Annotated in this window: 19 protein-coding genes; 6 read left to right on the top strand and 13 right to left on the bottom strand. The window is 70.9% G+C overall.

Annotated elements, in window-relative coordinates:
• From FHS29_RS02465 to FHS29_RS02445, 5 genes are read right to left on the bottom strand one after another with little or no spacing between them, the layout of a single operon-like run.
• Positions 1-861, bottom strand: a complete 861-nt coding sequence (locus tag FHS29_RS02465) for a PaaX family transcriptional regulator (protein WP_184687752.1) — start codon at positions 859-861, stop codon at positions 1-3.
• Positions 862-865: 4 nt separating this feature from the next.
• Positions 866-2,506: an AMP-binding protein gene (locus FHS29_RS02460; protein ID WP_184687751.1), complete on the bottom strand. Its 1,641-nt coding sequence runs from the start codon at positions 2,504-2,506 to the stop codon at positions 866-868.
• Between the two features lie 53 nt (positions 2,507-2,559).
• Entirely contained in the window at positions 2,560-3,282 is a 723-nt protein-coding gene (locus tag FHS29_RS02455; protein WP_184688599.1) for a maleate cis-trans isomerase family protein, read from the bottom strand.
• Between the two features lie 47 nt (positions 3,283-3,329).
• Positions 3,330-4,205 carry a fumarylacetoacetate hydrolase family protein gene (locus tag FHS29_RS02450; protein WP_184687749.1) on the bottom strand — a complete coding sequence of 292 codons (876 nt, stop codon included), beginning with the start codon at positions 4,203-4,205 and terminating at the stop codon, positions 3,330-3,332.
• A 25-nt stretch (positions 4,206-4,230) separates the two neighbouring features.
• Positions 4,231-5,340 carry a cupin domain-containing protein gene (locus FHS29_RS02445; protein ID WP_184687748.1) on the bottom strand — a complete coding sequence of 370 codons (1,110 nt, stop codon included), beginning with the start codon at positions 5,338-5,340 and terminating at the stop codon, positions 4,231-4,233.
• Between the two features lie 98 nt (positions 5,341-5,438).
• On the opposite strand from FHS29_RS02445, the gene FHS29_RS02440 reads away from it, so the two are divergent.
• Genes FHS29_RS02440 through FHS29_RS02425 form a run of 4 tightly spaced genes read left to right on the top strand, consistent with a single transcriptional unit; the run spans position 5,439 to position 10,367 of the window.
• On the top strand, positions 5,439-5,981 hold the full coding sequence (locus FHS29_RS02440; protein WP_184687746.1) for an acyl-CoA thioesterase: 543 nt from the start codon (positions 5,439-5,441) through the stop codon (positions 5,979-5,981).
• Positions 5,978-8,221: an oxidoreductase gene (locus FHS29_RS02435; protein ID WP_184687745.1), complete on the top strand. Its 2,244-nt coding sequence runs from the start codon at positions 5,978-5,980 to the stop codon at positions 8,219-8,221. The genes FHS29_RS02440 and FHS29_RS02435 overlap by 4 nt, the downstream gene beginning before the upstream one ends.
• Before the next feature lie 8 nt (positions 8,222-8,229).
• Positions 8,230-9,255, top strand: a complete 1,026-nt coding sequence (locus tag FHS29_RS02430) for a carbon-nitrogen hydrolase family protein (protein WP_184687743.1) — start codon at positions 8,230-8,232, stop codon at positions 9,253-9,255.
• Between the two features lie 26 nt (positions 9,256-9,281).
• Positions 9,282-10,367, top strand: coding sequence for a hypothetical protein (locus tag FHS29_RS02425; RefSeq protein WP_184687742.1), 1,086 nt, complete (start codon positions 9,282-9,284; stop codon positions 10,365-10,367).
• A gap of 462 nt (positions 10,368-10,829) precedes the next feature.
• On the opposite strand, the gene FHS29_RS02420 is transcribed toward FHS29_RS02425, so the two are convergent.
• Positions 10,830-12,125: an ATP-grasp domain-containing protein gene (locus tag FHS29_RS02420; protein WP_512700863.1), complete on the bottom strand. Its 1,296-nt coding sequence runs from the start codon at positions 12,123-12,125 to the stop codon at positions 10,830-10,832.
• 262 nt (positions 12,126-12,387) lie between these two features.
• Entirely contained in the window at positions 12,388-12,750 is a 363-nt protein-coding gene (locus FHS29_RS02415) for a winged helix-turn-helix transcriptional regulator (RefSeq protein WP_184687738.1), read from the bottom strand.
• Positions 12,751-12,868: 118 nt separating this feature from the next.
• On the opposite strand from FHS29_RS02415, the gene FHS29_RS02410 reads away from it, so the two are divergent.
• Positions 12,869-13,744, top strand: coding sequence for an NAD(P)-dependent oxidoreductase (locus tag FHS29_RS02410; RefSeq protein WP_184687736.1), 876 nt, complete (start codon positions 12,869-12,871; stop codon positions 13,742-13,744).
• Between the two features lie 88 nt (positions 13,745-13,832).
• On the opposite strand, the gene FHS29_RS02405 is transcribed toward FHS29_RS02410, so the two are convergent.
• The gene (locus FHS29_RS02405) at positions 13,833-15,602 is read right to left on the bottom strand and encodes an oleate hydratase (RefSeq protein ID WP_184687734.1); all 1,770 of its coding nucleotides are present in this window, start codon (positions 15,600-15,602) and stop codon (positions 13,833-13,835) included.
• A 379-nt stretch (positions 15,603-15,981) separates the two neighbouring features.
• Between FHS29_RS02405 and FHS29_RS02400 the strand changes: the two genes are divergently transcribed.
• Complete coding sequence (locus FHS29_RS02400; protein ID WP_184687732.1) at positions 15,982-16,995, top strand: coiled-coil domain-containing protein; 1,014 nt, start codon at positions 15,982-15,984, stop codon at positions 16,993-16,995.
• Positions 16,996-17,012: 17 nt separating this feature from the next.
• Here FHS29_RS02400 and FHS29_RS02395 read toward each other — a convergent pair whose 3' ends face one another.
• The 5 genes from FHS29_RS02395 to FHS29_RS36540 all read right to left on the bottom strand — a co-directional run bounded on the left by FHS29_RS02395 (position 17,013) and on the right by FHS29_RS36540 (position 19,566).
• Positions 17,013-17,363 carry a J domain-containing protein gene (locus FHS29_RS02395; RefSeq protein ID WP_184687730.1) on the bottom strand — a complete coding sequence of 117 codons (351 nt, stop codon included), beginning with the start codon at positions 17,361-17,363 and terminating at the stop codon, positions 17,013-17,015.
• A gap of 104 nt (positions 17,364-17,467) precedes the next feature.
• Entirely contained in the window at positions 17,468-17,902 is a 435-nt protein-coding gene (locus FHS29_RS02390) for an Hsp20/alpha crystallin family protein (protein WP_184688597.1), read from the bottom strand.
• A 300-nt stretch (positions 17,903-18,202) separates the two neighbouring features.
• The gene (locus FHS29_RS02385) at positions 18,203-18,538 is read right to left on the bottom strand and encodes a hypothetical protein (protein ID WP_184687729.1); all 336 of its coding nucleotides are present in this window, start codon (positions 18,536-18,538) and stop codon (positions 18,203-18,205) included.
• 159 nt (positions 18,539-18,697) lie between these two features.
• Positions 18,698-19,183: a DUF8832 domain-containing protein gene (locus FHS29_RS36545; protein ID WP_246439778.1), complete on the bottom strand. Its 486-nt coding sequence runs from the start codon at positions 19,181-19,183 to the stop codon at positions 18,698-18,700.
• Positions 19,180-19,566, bottom strand: coding sequence for a hypothetical protein (locus tag FHS29_RS36540; protein WP_246439776.1), 387 nt, complete (start codon positions 19,564-19,566; stop codon positions 19,180-19,182). Before FHS29_RS36540 ends, FHS29_RS36545 begins: the two co-directional genes overlap by 4 nt.
• Positions 19,567-19,583: the final 17 nt, after the last annotated feature.

Raw genomic sequence — 19,583 nt, 5'->3', positions numbered from 1 at the left:
TCAGGTGCCGATCGTGCGGGTGCCGTGCGAACGGGCCGGGTCCTCCAGTCGGTCCTGAAGGGTGAAGAACAGGTCGGCCGCGCGGATGCCGATCCAGTCCGGTTGGAGCAGTTCCTCCGGCAGGCCCGGATCGAGGTACGGCAGGCGTCGCCAGTCGGTGAGCAGGCGGACGTAGTCCACGAACGCCTCGCGTTCGTCGACCACCCGCCTGCGCGGGTGGCGGTCCAGGGCGGGGCCGTGTTCGGTCAGGAACGACGAGTACAGCGACTCCAGCTGGTCCAGGTTCCACCAGGAGCGGACCTTCGTGGCCAGGTCGCCGAACGCCAGGTGGTCGGCGCGGAACAGGTCCGCGTAGCCGTGCAGGTCCTGGCTGCGCAGGATGTCGGCGGTGGGCTCGTGCAGGTGGGCGGGCGCGATCCAGACGCCGGGCGCGGCCGTGCCGAAGCCGAGCCTGCTCAGCTGGGAGCGCAGCAGGTGCCGCTTGTGGCGTTCCGCCTCGGGCACCGAGAACACCGCCAGCAGCCAGCCGTCGGCCAACGTCGCCCGCTTGCGGCGGAAGATGCGGTGGTCGCCCTCCTGGAGGATGGCCAGGCCCGCCGGGGACAGCGCGTACCCGGCGGTCCCGTCGCGGCGTTCGGCCTGCAGGACGTCCCGCCGCTTGAGCCGTGAGATGGACGACCGCACGGCGGCCTCGTCGATGTCGAGTTCCCGCAGCAGGCTCACCACGGAGGCGACCGACAGCCAGCCGCCGTGGCCGCGCGAGAACAGTCCGTACAGCGTCACGATGAACTGCCGGGGCTGGGCCGCCTTCGTGAAAGTCTCGCCGTCGGCGAACCCCGCCTCGCCCGATCCAGTCGTCACGGCGTCACGGTATCAGTGCGTCGCCGGACCGCATTTCCTGCTCTCCCACCAGCTCCCGAAGCCGGTACCGCTGGATCTTGCCGCTCGGCGTCTTCGGCAGCTCCGACACGAACTCGATCCGCCGGGGGTACTTGTAAGGCGCGATCACGCTCTTCACGAACGCCTGGAGTTCGGCGGCCTTGGCCGGATCCCCGGGCACGCCGGGCCGCAGCACGACGAACGCGCACACGACCGCACCCCGCTCCGGGTCCGGCGCGCCGACCACCGCCGTCTCGGCGACGTCGGCGTGGTCGAGCAGGGCGGCTTCCACCTCGGGGCCCGCGATGTTGTAGCCGGACGAGATGATCATGTCGTCGTCCCGGGCCTGGAACCAGAAGTAGCCGTCAGCGTCCCGGACGTACGTGTCCCCGGTGACGTTCCAGCCGTGCCGCACGTAGTGGCGCTGGCGTTCGTCGGCCAGGTACCGGCAGCCGGTCGGCCCCTTCACCGCCAGCCTGCCCGGCACACCGTCCGGCACGGGACTGCCGTCGTCGTCCAGGACGGCGGCGCGGAAGCCCGGCACCGCCCTGCCGGTCGCGCCGGGCCGGATGTCGTCGTCGGCGGCGGAGATGAAGATGTGCAACAACTCCGTGCCGCCGATGCCGTTGATGATGCGCAGCCCGGTCGCCTGGTGGAAGTGCTCCCACGTCGACGCGGGCAGGTGCTCGCCGGCGGACACGCAGCGCCGGAGCCCGGCCAGCGCATCGGCCTTCCCCGCGGCGAGCATCGCCTTGTACGCGGTGGGTGCGGTGAACAGCACGGTCACGCCGTGGTCGGCGATCGCCTGGGCGAGTTCGTCGGGGGTGGCGCGTTCGAGCAGCAGGGTCGACGCCCCGAAGTGCAGCGGGAACACCACGAGACCGCCCAGGCCGAAGGTGAACCCGATCGGCGGCGTCCCGGTGAACACGTCGTCGGGTTCGGGTTTCAGCACGTGCCTGGCGAACGTGTCGGCGCACGCCAGCACGTCGCGGTGGTAGTGCATGGTGGCCTTGGGTCTGCCGGTGGTGCCCGACGTCGGCGCGAGCAGCACGACGTCGTCGGCAGCCGTGTCCACGCAGTCGAAGCTGTCCTCTTTGGACTCGCACCGCGCGAGCAGGTCCGTCGACGCGTCGGAGCCGTATTCGAGCGTCGGAGGTCCGCCGGTGGGAACGTCCTCCGCGAACCGGTGGTCGGTGATGATCAGGCTCGGTCTGGTGATCTCCACGAGCTCGGCGATCTCCCTGGCGCGCAACAACGGCATGACCGTCACCGCGACACCGCCGGCCTTGACGACGGCCATCCAGGCGGCCACCGTCCACGGGTTGTTGGGGCCGCGCAGCATGACCCGGTTGCCGGGGCGCACCCCGAAGTCCTCGGTGAGCACGCGGGCGATCCGGTTGCTGCGCCGGGCCAGCTCGCCGTAGCTCCAGGTCTCGGTGGCGGTGCGCAGGCACGGCCGGTCCGGGCCGAACCGGCGGATCGCGTCCTCCAGCAACCGTTCGGCGCAGTTCAGGCGTTCCGGGTAGCGCAGCTCGGGCAGCTCGAACAGGAACTCGGGCTGCTGCTCCGGCGGCGGGAGGTGGTCTCGGCAGAACGTGTCGACGTGGGCGGATCGTGACAGGGGCATCGGCAGCACTCCTTCCCGGAGTGTCGGACGCGGAACAGTCCCGGGGCGGGCGATCAGGCGGGGAACGGGGTCTCCGCGTAGCCGCCTGCCAGGAGCGTGCCGGCTCCGGGTGCGACGGCGGGCAGGTCGAGCGCCCGCATCAGCTGGTGCGCGGTGGCGATCGACGCGGACAGCACGGGTTTGCCCAACTCGTCCTCCACGATCTCGATCGAGTCGAGCGACGGCATCTGGACGCACGCCGAGAGCACGATGGCGTCCGCGTCCCGGTGGTCCAGCGCGGCGGCGATCGGGATGAGCGCCTCGGGGTCGTGCGCCGCCACGTCGAGGTTGTCGGGGATCTCCAAGGCGGTGTAGTCGGTGACGCCGATGCCCTCGTCGCGGAGGTAGCCGACCACGGTCTCGGTCAACGGCTTCACGTAGGGGCAGACCACGGTGATCGTGCGGGCACCCAGGATGTGCAAGGCGTTGACCAGGGCCCCGGCGCTGGTGACCACCGGCGCGGGCGCGCCGTTCTCCTCGGCGACCTTGGCGAGCTTCCGCTCGGAGAAGCGGTGGTAGCCCTCGCCGAGGCTCATGATGGCCACCAGGCAGGCGTAGCCGAGCACGTCGACCCGTGCGTCGGACAGCTCCGCGGCGCACCGGCCGGAGTCGGCGTCCATGGCGGCGAGTTCCTCCGCCCGCACGCGCTTCATCCGCATCCGGCTGGAGTGGAACGTGAACCGTTCGGGCGCAACGGTTTCCCGGGCCCGGAAGATCGCCGGGACCTCGGTCTCCATGGTCACGTTGGAGCTGGGCACGATCTGGCCGATCCGGTAGGGGCGGTTCACCGGACGTCCACCACCGGGTTGCGCAGCGTGCCGATGTGCTGCACGGTCGCCTCCACCACGTCACCCGGCCACAGCCACTGCTGCGGCGACATGCCCGCGCCGACACCGGACGGCGTGCCGGTGGCGATCACGTCACCGGGTTCCAGCGTGATGCCGGCACTGATGTCGGCGATCAGCTCGGGGATCCGGAACAGCATGTACCGGGTGCTGGACTTCTGCCGCACCTCGCCGTTCACCCGCAGGGACAGGTCCAGCGCGTGCGGGTCGGGGATCTCGTCGGCGGTGCGGATCGCCGGGCCGAACGGCGCGAACGTGTCCTGTCCCTTGGAGTAGAACCACAACCCCGCCCGACGCTGGTCACGGGCGCTGATGTCGTTGACGATGCTGTAGCCGAACACGTGGTCCAAGGCTCGTTCGGGCGTCACCCGCTTCGCCGTGCGGCCGATCACCACGGCCAGCTCGCACTCCCAGTCGAGCTGCGACGTCAGCGCCGCGTTGTGCTCGATCGCCTCGCCGGGGCCGATGACCGCGGTGGAGGGCTTGCAGAACAGCACCGGCTTCTGGGGGAGTTCCTGCGCGGTGTCCAGGGCTCGCGCGGATTCCGTGACGTGCTCGGTGTAGTTGAGCCCGACGCCGACGATCTTCCCCGGTCGCAGCGGCGCGTGCAGGCGGACGGCGTCGATCGGGTGGAGCGCGGATTCCGGGATCGGCCCGGACAGCAACGCCGTGACCGCGTCCGCGGCGTCCCCGCGAACGACGTCCCACAGCGAGGTGGGGGCGTCGGGGGACAGGGCGGCGACGTCGACGATGTCGGATTCCCGTTGCACGCCGAGGCGGGGAGGGCCGTCGGTGGAGAAGGTGACCAGCAGCATGGGGTTTCCGTTCTGAGGTGGGGGCTCAGCCGACCGGCTGGTGGCCGTCGTTGTCCGGGTAGGCCTCCTCCCGGAAGAAGCCGAGGGCGCGCATCACCGGGAAGTCGTTGAACGAGAACAGGCACGCGTCGTCGGAACGGCTCGCGTTCGCGTGCTCGTGCCACGCCCAGGACGGGACGCAGAAGATGTCGCCCTCGGTCCAGTCGATGCGCTGGCCGGCCACCACCGAGGTGCCGCTGCCCTTGGCCGCCGTGTAGATCTTGGAGCCGACCTGCCGGTGCGCCAGCGTCGACTCACCCGGACGCAGCAGCTGCATGTGGGCGCTCATCGTCGGCATCACCGAACCGCCGGTCAACGGGTTGCTGTACTCCATGATGATGCCGTCGTACGGAGAGCCGTCGGTCGCCTCGGCGGCGTTGAGCAACGCCTCGTAGGTCGGCTCCCACGGGTAGGCGAGCAGCGGCGAGTGGTTCTTGTGCCACGTGTCGCCGAACGGCCGCAGCTGCCCCGCGCCGTAGACGTGCAGCGAGGAGTTCGTGATGCCCTCCTGCTTCTGGTACACGTCGGGGTGGACCTCGTAGAACCCCGCATCAAACGCGTTGACCAGCGGGATGTCCAGGCCGTCCTGCCAGATCACCGGCCCGTCGTCGCCCTCGTTGCCGTGCTCGTGCCACGTCCAGTTGGGGGTGATGGCGAAGTCTCGCGGCCCCACCTTGAGCTTCTGGCCGTCCACGATCGTCCACGCCCCGGTGCCCTCCAGGACGAACCGCAGGGCGGCGGCCTGGTGCCGGTGCGCGGTCATCGACTCGCCCGGCCCCATGATCTGGAGCCCGCTGTAGAGCAGGCCGACGGTGGCCGCGATGTCCCGCCGCCTGGGGTTGTAGAGCGCGACCACCCGACGGCCCGCGTCGTCGCCGCTGACCAGCCGCAGCGCCTCCAGCACCAGCGGTCGCAGCTCCTGGTAGCTCCACTTGACCGGTACCGACTCCGGTTGCGGGAACCACGGCTCGATCTTGTTCGCGATCGTCCACAGCGCGCCGGCGTCGAGCCGGGCCAACTTGTCGTAGTAGGCGTGCAGGTCCGCGTTGTCGGTCACGCGGGCCCGGCCGAGCACGTCATCGCTGTACGTCGTCACGGCAGCTCCTCGCCACTCCGTACGGTATCTCGTTGTCTTGACGGGCGTCACCATGGCGCAATACGGTTCGAGGTGTCAAGAGTCCTGGAGGAGCAGTGATGGCGGATTCCACGCAGGGCCTCGAAGTGACGATCGAACGCCGGGTCGAGTGGCACGACACCGACGCGGCGGGCCACCAGCACCACTCCGCGATCCTGCGGTGGGTGGAGCAGGCGGAAGCGGAACTGCTGCGCCGCCACGGGCTCGCCCGCCTGTTCGGGCGCACGCCGAGGGTGCGGCACGAGGTGGACTACCGGTCCCGGCTGTGGTTCGGCGAGCCGGTGCGGACCCGGTTGCGCATCGCCGGGCTGGGGCGGACCTCGCTGCGGTACGAGTTCACCGTGCACGGCGAGTCGGGCGTCGCCGCCGAAGGCAGCATGGTCGTCGCGCACGTGGCACCGGGCGCGCCCGGCGCCACGCCGTGGCCCGACGACGTCCGTGCGGAACTGGGCGGCTCGGCACCGGACGGCACCGGTCCGGCGGGTGGCGCGACTGCGGTGGGCGGCACGAGTCCGGTCGGCGGCACAACCGCAGTGGACGGCACGAGTTCGCCGGGCGGCGCGAGTTCGGCGGGCGGCCCGGCGGAAGTGGGCGGCCGATGAGGATCGCGGTCGTCGGCGGCGGACCCGGTGGGCTGTACTTCGCGGCGCTGGCCAAGCGGCTCGACCCCCGGCGGGAGATCACCGTCTGGGAGCGCAACGCCGCCGACGACACGTTCGGATTCGGCGTGGTGTTCTCCGACGAGACGCTGGACGGCATCGCCGGCGCGGACCCGGTGATCGCCGCCGCCCTGGAGGCGGAGTTCGCGCGGTGGAGCGACATCGACATCCACTACCGGGGCACCGTGCAGACCTCCGGCGGGCACGGGTTCGCGGCGATCGAGCGCAAGCGGCTGCTCGAAATCCTCCAACGCCGTTGCCGGGAACTGGGCGTGGACCTCGGGTTCTCCGCCCTCGCGCCCTCGCCCGACGAGCTCGGCCGGGACTACGACCTGGTGGTGGCGGCGGACGGGGTGAACTCGGCGACCCGCGCCAAGTACGCCGACGTGTTCCGGCCGTCGTTGGACGAGCGCAACTGCCGCTACATGTGGCTGGCCACGGACCGGGCGCTCGAAGCGTTCACGTTCATCGTGCGGGAGACGAAGTTCGGCCCGGTCCAGGTGCACGCGTACCCGTTCAGCGGCGAGCGCAGCACGTTCATCGTGGAGCTGCCGGAGAACACCTGGCGTGCGGCGGGTTTCGCGAACCGGGCCGCGCGTGACCTACCGCCGGGGCAGAGCGACGAGGAGAGCGTGGCGTGGTGCGCCGACCTGCTCGGCGACTTCCTCGACGGGAGTTCGTTGCTGACCAACAACTCCAAGTGGGTCCGGTTCACCACGGTCCGCAACGCGACCTGGCGGCACGGCAACCTCGTGCTGCTCGGCGACGCCGCGCACACCGCGCACTTCTCCATCGGCTCCGGCACCAAGCTGGCCATGGAGGACGCGCTCGCCCTGGCCGCCGCCATCCAGAGCCCGCAGGACCTCGACGCCGCGCTGGACCACTACGAGGCAGCGCGCAGGCCGGTCGTGGAGTCCACCCAACGGGCCGCGCAGGCCAGCCTGGAGTGGTTCGAGACCATCGAGCACGCCATCGGCCAGCAGCCGGAGCAGTTCGCGTTCAACCTGCTGACCCGCAGCCGGCGCGTCACCTACGACAACCTGCGGCTGCGCGATCCGGAGTACATCGCCGCACTGGACCGCTGGTTCTCCGGCGAGCACCCCACACCGCCGCTGTTCCAGCCCTACACCCTGCGCGGGCTGACACTCCGCAACCGGGCCGTCGCCGCACCGATCGCGATCGACCGCGCGGAGAACGGCGTGCCCGGCGACGCCGAACTCCTGCACCTGGCCGGAAAAGCGCTGGGCGGTGCGGGTCTGGTGCTCACCGGGATGACAGCGGTCAGCGCCGACGGCCGGGTGACGGCCGGCTGCGCGGGCCTCTACGACGACGAGCAGGCCGAGGCGTGGCGGCGCATCACCGACGCCGTGCACGAGCACAGCGGGGCCGCGATCGGCGTGCAGCTCAGCCACTCAGGCCGGAAGGGCTGCCGGAGCAACGCCACCCCCTCCGGACTCGGTGCCGCCGAGCTGCACTCGATCGCCGAGGACTTCGCCGCCGCGGCGGTCCGGGCCGACGCCGCCGGCTTCGACGTCCTCGAACTCCAGGCGGGCCACGGTTTCCTGCTGTCCACCTTCATCTCACCGCTCACCAACCAGCGCGTCGATCGCTACGGCGCGGGGCTCGACGGCCGCTTGCGGTTCCCGCTCGCGGTGGTGGACGCCGTTCGCGCGGCGTGGCCGGCGCACAAGCCGCTGCTGGCCAGGATCTCCGCCGTGGACTGGGCACCCGGCGGCACCACGGTCGACGACGCCGTGCACATCGCCGCCGCCTTCGCGGAACGCGGCGTGGACGCGATCGACGTGTCCAGCGGTGAGGTCGTGCCGCACGAGCGACCCGCCTACGGACGCAGCTACCAGACGCCGTTCGCCGACCGCATCCGTGCCGCGACCGGCGTTCCCACGATCGCGGTCGGCGGCATCTCCACCTACGACGACGCGAACTCCATCCTGCTCGCGGGTCGTGCGGACCTGATCGCGGTCGGTCGAGCCCACCTGTACGACCCGGCCTGGACGCTGCACGCGGCGGCGGACCTCGGCTACACCGGGCCGGGCGCGCACTGGCCGTCGATGCACGCCGCCGGCAGCGCGAAGCCGCCGTCCGGAGGCCGCGCCCGGCCGGTGCTCGCGCTCCGACCCGCCGAAACCGAAGCAGTGCACCAACGTTGGCGTCCGGGACGGTAGGAGAACCAGTGGAAATCTTCCCCCGCTTCACCGCCGCCGCCGTCCAGGCCTCCCCGGTCTACCTGGACCCCGCCGCGACGGTCGCCAAGGCCGCGTCGATCATCCACGAGGCAGCCGGGCAGGGTGCGGAACTCGTGGTGTTCCCCGAGGTCTTCGTCGCCGGGTACCCGTACTGGAACTGGACGATGAACCCCGTCGCCGCCTCACCCCTGTACGAACGCCTGTACCGCGCCTCCGTCGACGTGCCGGGGCCGCACGTCGACACGTTGCGCGCGGCGGCGGCGGCCACCGGGACGACCGTCGTCATCGGTGTCAACGAACGCGGGCGGCACAGCCTCGGCGTGCTGTACAACAGCGTCCTCACCATCGGGCCGGACGGCGCGGTGCTCGGGCTGCACCGCAAGCTCGTGCCGACGTGGGCGGAGAAGCTCACCTGGACGCCCGGCGACGGCAGCACTGTCGTCGTGCACCAGACGCCGATCGGCCCGCTCGGCGTCCTCGCGTGCGGCGAGAACACGAACACCCTGGCCCGGTTCGCCCTGCTGGCGCAGGGGGAACTGGTGCACGCCGCCAACTACATCTCCCTGCCCGTCGCACCCGCCGACTACGACATGGCGCAGGCCATCGCGATCCGCACCGCCGCGCACGCGTTCGAGGGCAAGCTGTTCTCCGTCGTCGCCTGTTCCACCATCACCGAGGAGATGATCGAGGTCGCGGCCGGTGACGACGCCGAGATCGCCGAACGGATGCGCCGCCCGCACAGCGCGTTGTCCGGGATCTTCGGCCCGGACGGCAATCCCGTCACCGAACCGCTGATCGACGCCGACGGCATCGTCTACGCGGAGATCGACCTGGCCCGGTGCATCCAGCCGAAGCAGATGCACGACATCATCGGCCACTACAACCGCTTCGACGTCTTCCGCCTGCACCACAACACGAACCCGACCACTCCGCTCGTCCGGGAACCGTCCGTCCACCCCGGCCCGATCACCGGACCGTGGTCACCCGACGAGGCCGCGGCCGGGAGTGGATAGCCTGGGGTGCGACGAAGGGGGCGGTCGTGCGAGTCGTGTTCCAGGGCGAGGCTTGGGTGCACTACGGACAGTTGTCCGTGGAGAGCGACGTCGAGTCGGGCGAGATGGGCGCCTGTTTCGGCGGGCAGCGCAACGGGCTGTGCGGTGGGGCGGTGCCCGGCACGCTGTTCCTGATGACCGGCACCCACACCGGGGAGGTCGGGTTCACGGTGGAGGTGCACGACACCGCTCCGGAGATCGGCGCGGAGTGGGAGGACGTCGTCGAGGTGTCGTTCCGCCCCGTAGGCGACTCGGCGCTGGTCGGCTGGGCGGGGGAGTGGTCGGAGCCGCTGGAGTTGGTCGAACTCGACTACCGGGTCCGGTACTCCGGGCTCGGGATGGACCGCGAACAGCAAGGTCTGGACGAGGATCCGGCACTGGAGCGCTACCTGCTCCAGTTCTGGCCCGCGCCACCTGCCGAGGACGAGATCGTGCGGCAGACCAGCCGGAGCGCCGCCTACTGGCACGAGTTCGCACGCAAGCAGCCACCACCGCCCACGCCGGAGGAGAAGGCGGAGGCGCTGAGGATCGCCGAGGCAGAGCGGAAGCGGGCAGCCGAGGCCGCGAGCCTGGCGGCCGAGCTGGAGGCGTGGGGCGGCAACCTGCCCGACGAGCGGCTGCGACGACTGCGCGGGCCCGCGCTGCAACTCGCGAGGTTCGACCGTCCGCTGGTGAACGCACTCGCGGCGGTCCCGGACCGGACGCAGCGCGACATCGCCCGGTGGGCCGCACGACGAGCCTGCGCCGAAGCCCGACTCGGCGACGTACCGTGGATCGCAGCCGCACTGGACGCGATGGACCGAGGCGACCGGCCGTTCGACGACGACCGGACCCCCTGGGACCGCCTGTTCTCCGACCCGAGCGTGCCCCAGACCCTGATCACCACCCCGGACGGCCGCACGGACAACTTCCTCCAGCAGGCCATGGCATTCCCGGTGCTGTTCTCCGTCGTCCACGAGGATCCACTGGAAGCCGCAGTGGACGTCGTCCACACCGCCGCCGCCACCATGGGCTACGGCCGCCAGCACGAACTGTTCGCCGAACTCCGCAGAACCTTCCCGCGCCTCGCCTGAAGGTGATCAGCGCAACGACTCGAACGAACCCCAAGCTCTCAAATGTTTTTACGCAGCTTGACGGCAGAAGGGCGACCACGGACTCAAAGCACTCCAGAAGCACGCAGGTCTGGACTCAAGCCGGGAACACTGAGCAACGGGACCACATTGCTCCGGCCCCAAGAGCTGCCGGGGGACCGGTCTCAGCGGGGCACGCCGCCTGCAACGCACCCCCCCAGCGTGCCAAGCCGCGCGCTCTTGCAGCCTGCACCTGCGCGACGCTTCCGAGCCCGGCAGTCGCTCCGAGCCTCGAAGTCGCTCCGAGCCTCGAAGTCGCTCCGAGCTTCGTAGGTGCTTCGAGCTTCGTAGGTCTTCTGGAGCCCGTTGTCCGTGGTCCCTCTTCTGCCGTCAAGCTGCCGTAGACCATCTCAGAAGCTTGGACGCAGAGTCGTGGACGAGGTGGACACGCAGGTCGGCCGCCGGTCAGCGGGTGATCAACGCCTCCAGTGCGCTTCGACGAGTCGTCACGTCGTCCGGGTCGTCGCCGTAGACCAGCAGTTGCAGTGTGCTCTGCCGGACGTCGTTGTCGGTGCGGGTGGTGTCGTGGCCGGAGGTGACCAGCAGGCCGCCGGCCGCCAGCGCCGGGCGCAGTCCGGCCAGCAGGTCGGCCATCGGGGCGGCGACCGTCAGCTTCACCGACTCGGCGTGTCCTTCGAGCGCGTCCGGCCGGACCGACTCCAGCGCCAGCAACGGGATCGACCCGCTGGTGATCCGGAAGTTCAGGTCGAGCATCACCAGTTGGTCGTCCCGGGTCTGGGCGCAGTCCAGGCTGCACAGGCCCCGGTACCCGACGTCGGCCGCGCGCTGGGTGATCGCCAGGCACTCGGCGAGCAGCTCGGCGGGCAGCGGCGTGACGCCGCCGAACCGCCCGCCGACGTAGACGCCGGTCTCGTCGACCCGCTGCTCGGTGACGGCGAGCAGCCGCGCCACCGCGTCCGCGCCGACGTAGAGCTGGATGCCCCAGTTGCGCAGGATGTGCAGGTACTCCTCGACCACGAACTCGCCGAGCAGGTCGGTGAACGCGGGCAGGGCGATCTGCTCGCCGGCCCGGTGCAGGTACACGTCCAGGCTGCCGCCGTGCGCGTCGTTGGTGGCGGCCTTGAGCACCCAGGACTTCTCCTCGGGGGTCGCCTCGGCCAACTCACCGCGCGGCACGACGCTGCGCCGCGCCTGGAAGCGCGGGTCGACGAACGTGCTGATGCTCGCCTTGTTGTTCAGGTAGCCGACGAGTTGCGCGGTCTTGACCGCGCGTTCGTCCGGGCACAGCGCGGTCGGCTGCGGGTACTCCATGGCGATCAGCAGGCCGTCGCCCATCGCCTCGTTCACGCGGACCGCGAACTCGTCCTCGCTGCGGAACTCGCGCAGGTCGGTGCCGACCGGCAGGCCGCCGGCGCGCAACTGCGCCAGCAACACCGGGTCCGTGCCGCCCGCGCTGCAGATCAGCGTCGTGTCCCCGGCGACCGCGATCGGCCTGGCGGAGAGCGAGTCGCGGGTGGTGCGGTGCCTGCTCAGCGGCACGGTGGCCTCCAGCGCCGGCCGCGCGGAGACGGCGACGCCGGGGCCGTAGACGTCGGCGAGCGCACGAGGGGCACCGACGGATGGCGACGACAGGGTGGAAACGCTAATGGGGATCCCCCGTGAGGTGAGTCGAGTCGGCCGCGCTCGTCGCTCGGGTGGTGAGGACGAGGCGCAGCGTGGACCGTGCAGTGCGGTGGGCACCGGGAACGATGGAGCGGACCTGACGAAGAGGCGTCCACTGCCGGGCCCGGGTCGACGACCGCGAGCCGGATTCTGCGAAACCGTGGGCGAACAACCCGGATGCGGGCCGTGTGGTAACAGGGTCTCATGTTTTCGCCGCGGCACCCAACCGGCGGCACCGGACCCGGCCGCGACCGGACCGACCACCCACCGCGAGCCCGGTCCCCGTCCTGGTTCCCGGACCGTGCGGAAGTGACCAGGCACGCCACGCCGATGGGCGCGCTCAGGACGCGCTGACGGTCACCTTCTCCGCGCCGATGCGCCGGATGCGCTCGACGCCCCAGTCGCCCAGCGAGGCCAGCGCCTGGTTGAGCGACGTGCCGTGCTCGGTCAGCGAGTACTCCACCCTCGGCGGCACCTCCCGGTACACCTCGCGGTGCACGAGCCCGTCCTCCTCCATCTCCCGCAGCTGCTGGGTCAGCATCTTCTCGCTCACGCCGGGCAGGCCGCGGCGGAGTTCGGCGAACCGGCGGACGCCGTGGTCGTTCAGCTCCCACAGGATCAGCGACTTCCACTTGCCGGAGACCACGTCCATCGCGGCGTCGATGCCGCAGAAGTAGGGACCGCGCCGCGCCTTCGTCGCCATCTGCTCTCCTCGGCCATGCTTACCAAAAGGTGGGTACCGGACTAATTAGTCGGTACTGGTCGACTTTACCGGCACGGGCGATGATCAAGGCACTCGACGAACACGGAGGAGTCACGACATGAGTGCCAGCAACGGTGTCCGGGTGAGCGTTCTCGGGTTGGGCGCGATGGGCGCCGCCCTCGCGACCGCCCTGGTCGAAGCCGGGCACACCACCACGGTCTGGAACCGGTCGGCGGGCAAGGCCGACGCACTCGTCGCTTTGGGCGCGACCGCCGCGGACACGGTGGGTGAGGCGCTGACGGCCGGCGACGTGGTGATCGCGTGCCTGTTCGACGCGGCCTCGGTGCACGAGGTCCTGGACCCGGTGGCCGACCGGCTCGCCGGTCGGACCCTGGTCAACGTGACCACCACCTCGCCCGAGCAGGCCGTGGAGATCGCCGCCTGGGCGGCCGGTCACGGCGTGGTGTACCTCGACGGCGGCATCATGGCCGTCCCGGAGATGATCGGCTCGCCCGGCTCGTCCATCTTCTACAGCGGGTCGGAGGCCGCGTTCGAGCAGTACCGGCCGCTGCTCGACCTCTGGGGCGAGAGCGTCTACTTCGGCGAGGACGCGGGCCTGGCGTCGCTGTACGACCTGGCCCTGCTCGCCGCCATGTACATCATGTTCGCCGGGTTCGCGCACGGCGCGGCCATGGTCGCGGGTGCCGGGGTGACGGCCGGCGACTTCGCCCGGCGGGCCGGGTCCTGGCTGACCGCCATGACCGGCGGGTTCGCCGGGTACGCCGCGGTCATCGACGGTGGCGACTACACCGTCGCGGGGCAGCAGAGCCTGGAGTTCTCCAACCTGGGCAACATGATCGACGCCAGCGTCGCCCAGGGCATCAGCACCGAGGCCATCGACATGGTGCAGAACCTCATCCAACGCCAGATCGACGCCGGCCACGGGAAGGAGGGCTTCGCCCGCATCATCGAGAGCATCAAGCACCCGCGTTGAACGACGGTCCCGGCGTGACAGCGCCGGGTATCCGTCGGCAGCTCGCGCTCACGGGGTGGGCACGTCGCGGACGTGCCCGCCCCCCGGTCTACGGCTTGTCCGGGACCAACCCGAACTCGGTCAGCAGCTCGCCCACCTCGGTGGCGTCGAGCTTGCCGAGCAGCCACTTCCGGAGCAGGGCGGGCCCGGGCACGTGCAGCTCCTTCCCGTCGCGCAGCCGGCTGGTGGCCGCGAGCAGCGCGCGGACGTCGTAGGTCGAGCCGAACACCTCCGGCACGCCGCGGTCCACGTCCAGCAGCGTGTAGACGGCCTCCATCGGGGTCCGCACCGAGTACTCGGTGGTGAAGATGCAGTCGCGGCTGGTCTCGGCGAACTGGCCGATGAACGCGAAGTTCACCGAGCCCTCCGGCACCACGTCCGGTCGGTCGCCGGCGTGGCGGGGCATGAAGAACGACGTGATGTACGGCATCATCACCGGCACGCACTTGGCCCCGGTCGCGGCCAGTTCGGGGATGTCCTCCACCGGCACGCCGAGGTGGTAGAGCCACTCCCGGGTGATCTCCTCGCCCGTGCAGTCCTGCATCGGCTTCGGGACGAAGTCGCCCGGCCTGTCCACGAACAGCGAGTAGAGCCACACCACGACCTCGTTCGGCTTCTGCTGCTTGAAGTGCGGCTGCCGGTTGACCGTCCAGCTCATCAGCCAGTTGGAGTCCTTGGCCGTGACGATGCCGCCGGTGACCACCCGACCGCTGAACGGGTCGCGCTTGCAGATCTTCTGGATGTACTCGGGGATGCGCCGGTCGAGGGTGGTGACGGTGGCCGACTCCCACTTGGTCTGCGGGATGTGCGAGCCGAACACGTCCGGGCGCCCGAACGAGGGGTCCTTGGCCGCGAGCCGCCGCCACAGGTCCCACGCGGGCGCCGGGCCCTCGTCGAGCCGGGCGGGCGTGTGGTGGTCGCCGTTGCGGGAGTTCTCGGTGAGCGACCCGATGGTCATGAACAGCAGGTCGTCCGGGCCGAGGTCCACCCCGCCCTCCGCGCCGTCCCGCACCCAGTGGACGCGGGTGGCCTGCTTGCGCTCCGGGGTGATGTCGAAGTCGACGTCCGTCACCTCGGTGCTGAACCGGAACACCACGCCCTGGTCCAGCAGCCACTTGTACAGGGGGAGCACCAGCGACTCGTACTGGTTGTACTTGGTGAACTTCAGCGCCGAGAAGTCGGGCAGCCCGCCGATGTGGTGGATGAAGCGGTGCAGGTACAGCTTCATCTCCAGCGCGCTGTGCCACTCCTCGAAGGCGAACATGGTCCGCCAGTACAGCCAGAAGTTGCTCTTGAGGAAGTCCTCGCCGAACACCTCGTCGATGCGCTTGCCCTCCATCTCCTCGCGGGTGGCCAGGAAGACCTTGATGATGTCCTTCTGCGCCTTCTCGCTGAGCGTGAACAGGCCGTCGGTGTGCGCGTCCTGGCCGCGGTCGACGGTGGCGCGCTGGAGCGAGCGGTTCGGGTCCTCCTTGTTGAGCCAGTAGAACTCGTCCAGCACGCTCGCACCCCCGACCTCCAACGACGGGATGGAGCGGAACAGGTCCCACAGGCACTCGAAGTGGTTCTCCATCTCGCGTCCGCCGCGGATGACGAAGCCCTTCTTCGGTTCCTTGATCCCGTCGAGCGCGCCACCGGGGAGGTCCAGCCGCTCCAGCACGGTGATCCGGTTCCCGGGCATCTGCCCGTCGCGGATGAGGAACGCCGCGCCCGACAGCGAGGCGAGCCCCGCGCCCACGAACAACGCGGTCTTCTCGTCCACCCCTTCGGGTTTGCGCGGACGGGCGAACGCTTCGTAGTTCCCGTTGCTGTAGTACATCGAAACCGTGCCCTCCGGTGTGCCGTTCGGCTTCCGCCGAGTACGCGTTGTCCGGACCGGCGAGGTGGTGGATCCGGAACGGGACGAACAGGCCGGGAAATCACCCGTCCGGCGCTTTCCCTTCCGTAGCAGGTGCGCTTGTCGGTGAACGTACCTCGCACCCCGACTACCGCAACTCCACTGCGCGCGGGCGAGAGGTGCCCGCTGCCCGCGCGTTACCGAGCTCGACACCAATGGGTGATCCGGTGACCGTGTACGGCGGTGAGTCGACGGGGCTCAAGAGCGGGAACACAGCGCGACGCAGGTTCGTCATAAGAGGTGATCGCGCGAGACCGCGCGGGCGTTTGTCGATATCAGGGCGAAAGGACGGTGAGGAATGGTGACGGCTGCGGACACCCGTGGAGACCTGGTGCCGCTGCGGACCGACTTCGACCTGGTGTGGCGCGGCTATGACCGCCATCAGGTCCGGCATTACGTGCACAGCGCGGAAGCCGAGTTGCGGCTGACCGCTGTCGACCGGGACGCCGCCGTCGCCCGTGCCGACGACCTCGCCCGGCAGCTGGAAACCGCCCGGACCGAGATCGCGGAGCTGCGCGGGCGCCTCGACCGGATCTGCCGGACGCCGGTCGAGCCCGACGCGCTGACCGGGCGGCTGCGGCGCATGGTCGAACTGGCCGAGGAGGAAGCCTCGGACGTCACCGCGCGGGCGCGGGCCGCGGCCGAGCAGAGCTGGGCCACCGCCGACCGGGCCGCCGCCCGGCTGCGCGGCCGGGCGGAGCAGTTGGTCACCGAGCTGGACCGGCGACGCCGGGAGATGGAGACCGAACACGCCGACCTCATGAGCCGGGCGCGGGAGCAGGTGACGACGATGGCCCGGCAGGCCGTGCGGCGGCGCCGCGAACTCGACGAGCAGGCCGCACGGCTGCGGGAGCAGGTGGAGACCGACTTCCAACTGGCCATGGCCGCCCGCCGCGCCGAGGCCTTGCACGCGCTGGCCGAGCAGGACCGCGCCGCCAAGGCCCGCGCCGACCGGCTGGTCCGCGAGGCCGAGGAGCACGCGCAGCGGATCGTCGCCGAAGCGCGGCGGGAGGTCGACGTGCTGCGCGGACACCGTGATCGGCTCGCCGAGGACCTGCGCACCGCTCAGCACCTGCTCGCCGAGGTGGAGCCGCTCCTCGACCCCTTGCCGGAGGAGGCGTCACCGGAGGCAGTGTCGCCGGAGGACCTGTCGCCACAAGACCTGTTGGCGCAGGAAGTGCCGTTGCGGGAGACGTCGGCGCGGGAAGTGTCGTCGCAGGACACCGCGACGCGGTCCACGCTCAGGCAGGTGATCCGTCCCGAGTGCCGGCTCGCCGGTAGGGGACCGTCCCGGTCGGTGCCGCTGGTGCCGTGAAACCGGTCGGCGCGGTGTCAGTGCGGGTGGTGACGGACGGGGCCGACCCGGATGTCGGGCTGCCGGGCGGCCTGCCGGCCGTGGTGGACGCGCACCGGAACAGCTACCCGGCCGGGTGGCGGCGGTTCGGAGTGCTCGCGCGGTTCGGGGTGTTCGCGGTCGTAGGCGTTGCGGCGCTGTGGGTCGCGCAGGAGCGCGTAGGCGGCCAGGACCTCGGCCAGGCGCGTCGGGTCGGCGGGCTCGCGCCGGGTGTCCGGGTGCAGGGCCAGGACGAGCGCGCGGTAGGTCGCCGTGACCTGTTCGGGTGGGGCGCCGCGCGGGACGCCGAGCGTGCGGTAGGGGTCTGGAGGCTCTGCGGAGCGCGGCATCGCGGGTGGTCACCTCCCGGCTGTCGACGATCCTCCGCGCGTCGCCCGAAGCGGTCCGTGCCGCCCCGGAGGAGCGACACCCCGGGGCGGCACGCGACGCCGGATCAGGCGTTGATCATCTGCCTGGCGCCGTCGCCGGCGCTGATCTCGATCTTGCGCGGCTTCGCCCTCTCGGCGACGGGGATGCGCAGGGTCAGCACGCCGGCCTGGTAGCCCGCCTGGATGTGGTCGGTGTCCAGCGCCTCGCCGAGGAACAACTGCCGGCTGAACGTCCCGCGCGGCCGCTCGGCCACCTGGAACTCGGTCCGGTCGCCGTCGGTGACGGACCGCTCCGCCTTGACGGTCAGCACGTTCTGCTCGACGTTCAGGTCGATCGACGCCGGGTCGACCCCGGGCAGGTCGAACTCCACCACGAACTGCTCGCCCGAGCGGTAGGCGTCCATCGGCATCACCGCGGGGCGTGTGAGGGTTCCGTTGCCACCGAAGAACTGCTGGGTCAGCCGGTCGAACTCACGGAACGGATCGGTGCGCATCAACATCTCCACGGTCTCCTTCCAGCAACCATCTCGCTCCAACCGGTGCAGCTACGTCGAACCAGCGCGTCCGGGCGCCCGCCCCGGAGCGGACCGGGGCGGGCGGTTCGGATCGCTGGGTCAGAAGGGCGACTGCGGTACGCGCGGGCGTGGCCTGCCGTCGTGCCGCGGGGTTGTCGCCGGATCGCGTCACGAGACGCCGGGCCGGTGTCCTTCGCCGTGGAACCGGCGAACTGGTGCGGCGACAACCACCGGGTGCCGCTGCGGCGGTCGAGCCGCGCGTCGCCTGTGCTCACCTCCCTGTCATCAACACTCCTGACACTCGTTCGGCACAGGGCGGCCGCCGGTCCGCCGCGGAGGGGAACGCTGCCGAGCGCCGACCAGGCGGGCGATCCACCCGTACCCGGCGACCGCCACGGGCGCGGGCAGGAGCGCATCCCGCCGACCGGCGTTGTACCCGCCTTCACGCAGGGGCTGGTTCCGGCGGCGAACGGGCGTCCACGGCCGAGCGGTGGCGCCGAAGTTGGCGGCCACGATCGCGTCGAACTCGGCGTTCAGCCACCGGTGGTCGCGGTAGACCACCTCGGCGAACTCCACCAGCCCCGGCCGGGCGCGCGTCATCTCGCCGTCCACGTCGATCACTCCCAGGGAGTCGTCACTAGGTACCTGATCGAAGTAACTTACTTATAGTTCGCAGTGCAGGTTCTGTCAACCAGGGGCCGTGGATAATCTTCGTTGGTGAGCACAGTGTCTCCCCGATGGCACCGCGCCGACGGATGACGTGCAGGCGGACCGGGCCGATCAGGCCACGGCGACCGTGACGGCGGCGGTGTGCACCTTCCCGCCGTGCGAGAACTCCAGGAACAGGCGGTACTCGCCGCGGTCGGCGAACACCGCCTGGAAGGTCAGCTCGCCGTCGATCAACGGGGCGCCCAGTGGTTCCAGCGGGTGCAGGTGCGTGGCGGACAGCAGCATCGTGTGGAACCCGGTCATGTGCCCGTAGGCGCCCAGGTGCGGGTCGAGCGTGCGCACCGGGGTGCCGTCGGGGGCGCGGACGGCGAACCTCAGCGCCTGTGGCCGCATCGGCGCGGGCCGGGTCGGCTCATCGGTGCGCACCACCGTGAACCCGGTGTCGGTCACCGCTTCGGCGCCGGGTGCGGGGACCGGCAGCAGTGTGGTGTCGCCCGGCACGCTGAACGGGACGCCGAGCACCACCGGGTGCCGGGCGTCCTTGGTGTCGCGTGGCACGAACTCGGCGAACATCCGGTAGGCGCCGCCGTCGGTCAACGCGAGCGTGGTGTGCCAGGTGTCGCCGACGAGCGTCGGGTGGACGTGCTGGAAGACGTGCAGGTCGTCGCGGACGGCGAAGAAGTGCAGCTGTTTGGTCTGGTTGTCCAGGAAGGTGGTCTGCGCTCGCCGATGATCCGGAACGCGACCGGCACGGCGGGCCCGCGGGTGTCCGGCGTGGTGACCCGCTCGAACCGGTACCCGCCCTCCGTCTCCGACAGGCCGTCGCTGTGCGCGGCGGGCAACAGGTCCGCGGGTGCCGCACGCTGGTGCGCCGAGTGCGCCGGGCCGGGCGTCGGGCGGAACAACGTCAGCGCCGCCACCACCACCATCGCGACGGCCGCCACGACGAACACCCAGTCGGTGAACCGCAGATTGCGCATCGTCACTCCTCACGTCG

The sequence above is a fragment of the Saccharothrix tamanrassetensis genome, assembly GCF_014203665.1.
Taxonomy (GTDB): Bacteria; Actinomycetota; Actinomycetes; order Mycobacteriales; family Pseudonocardiaceae; genus Actinosynnema; species Actinosynnema tamanrassetense.
This window is presented reverse-complemented; position numbering and strand designations above follow the sequence as displayed.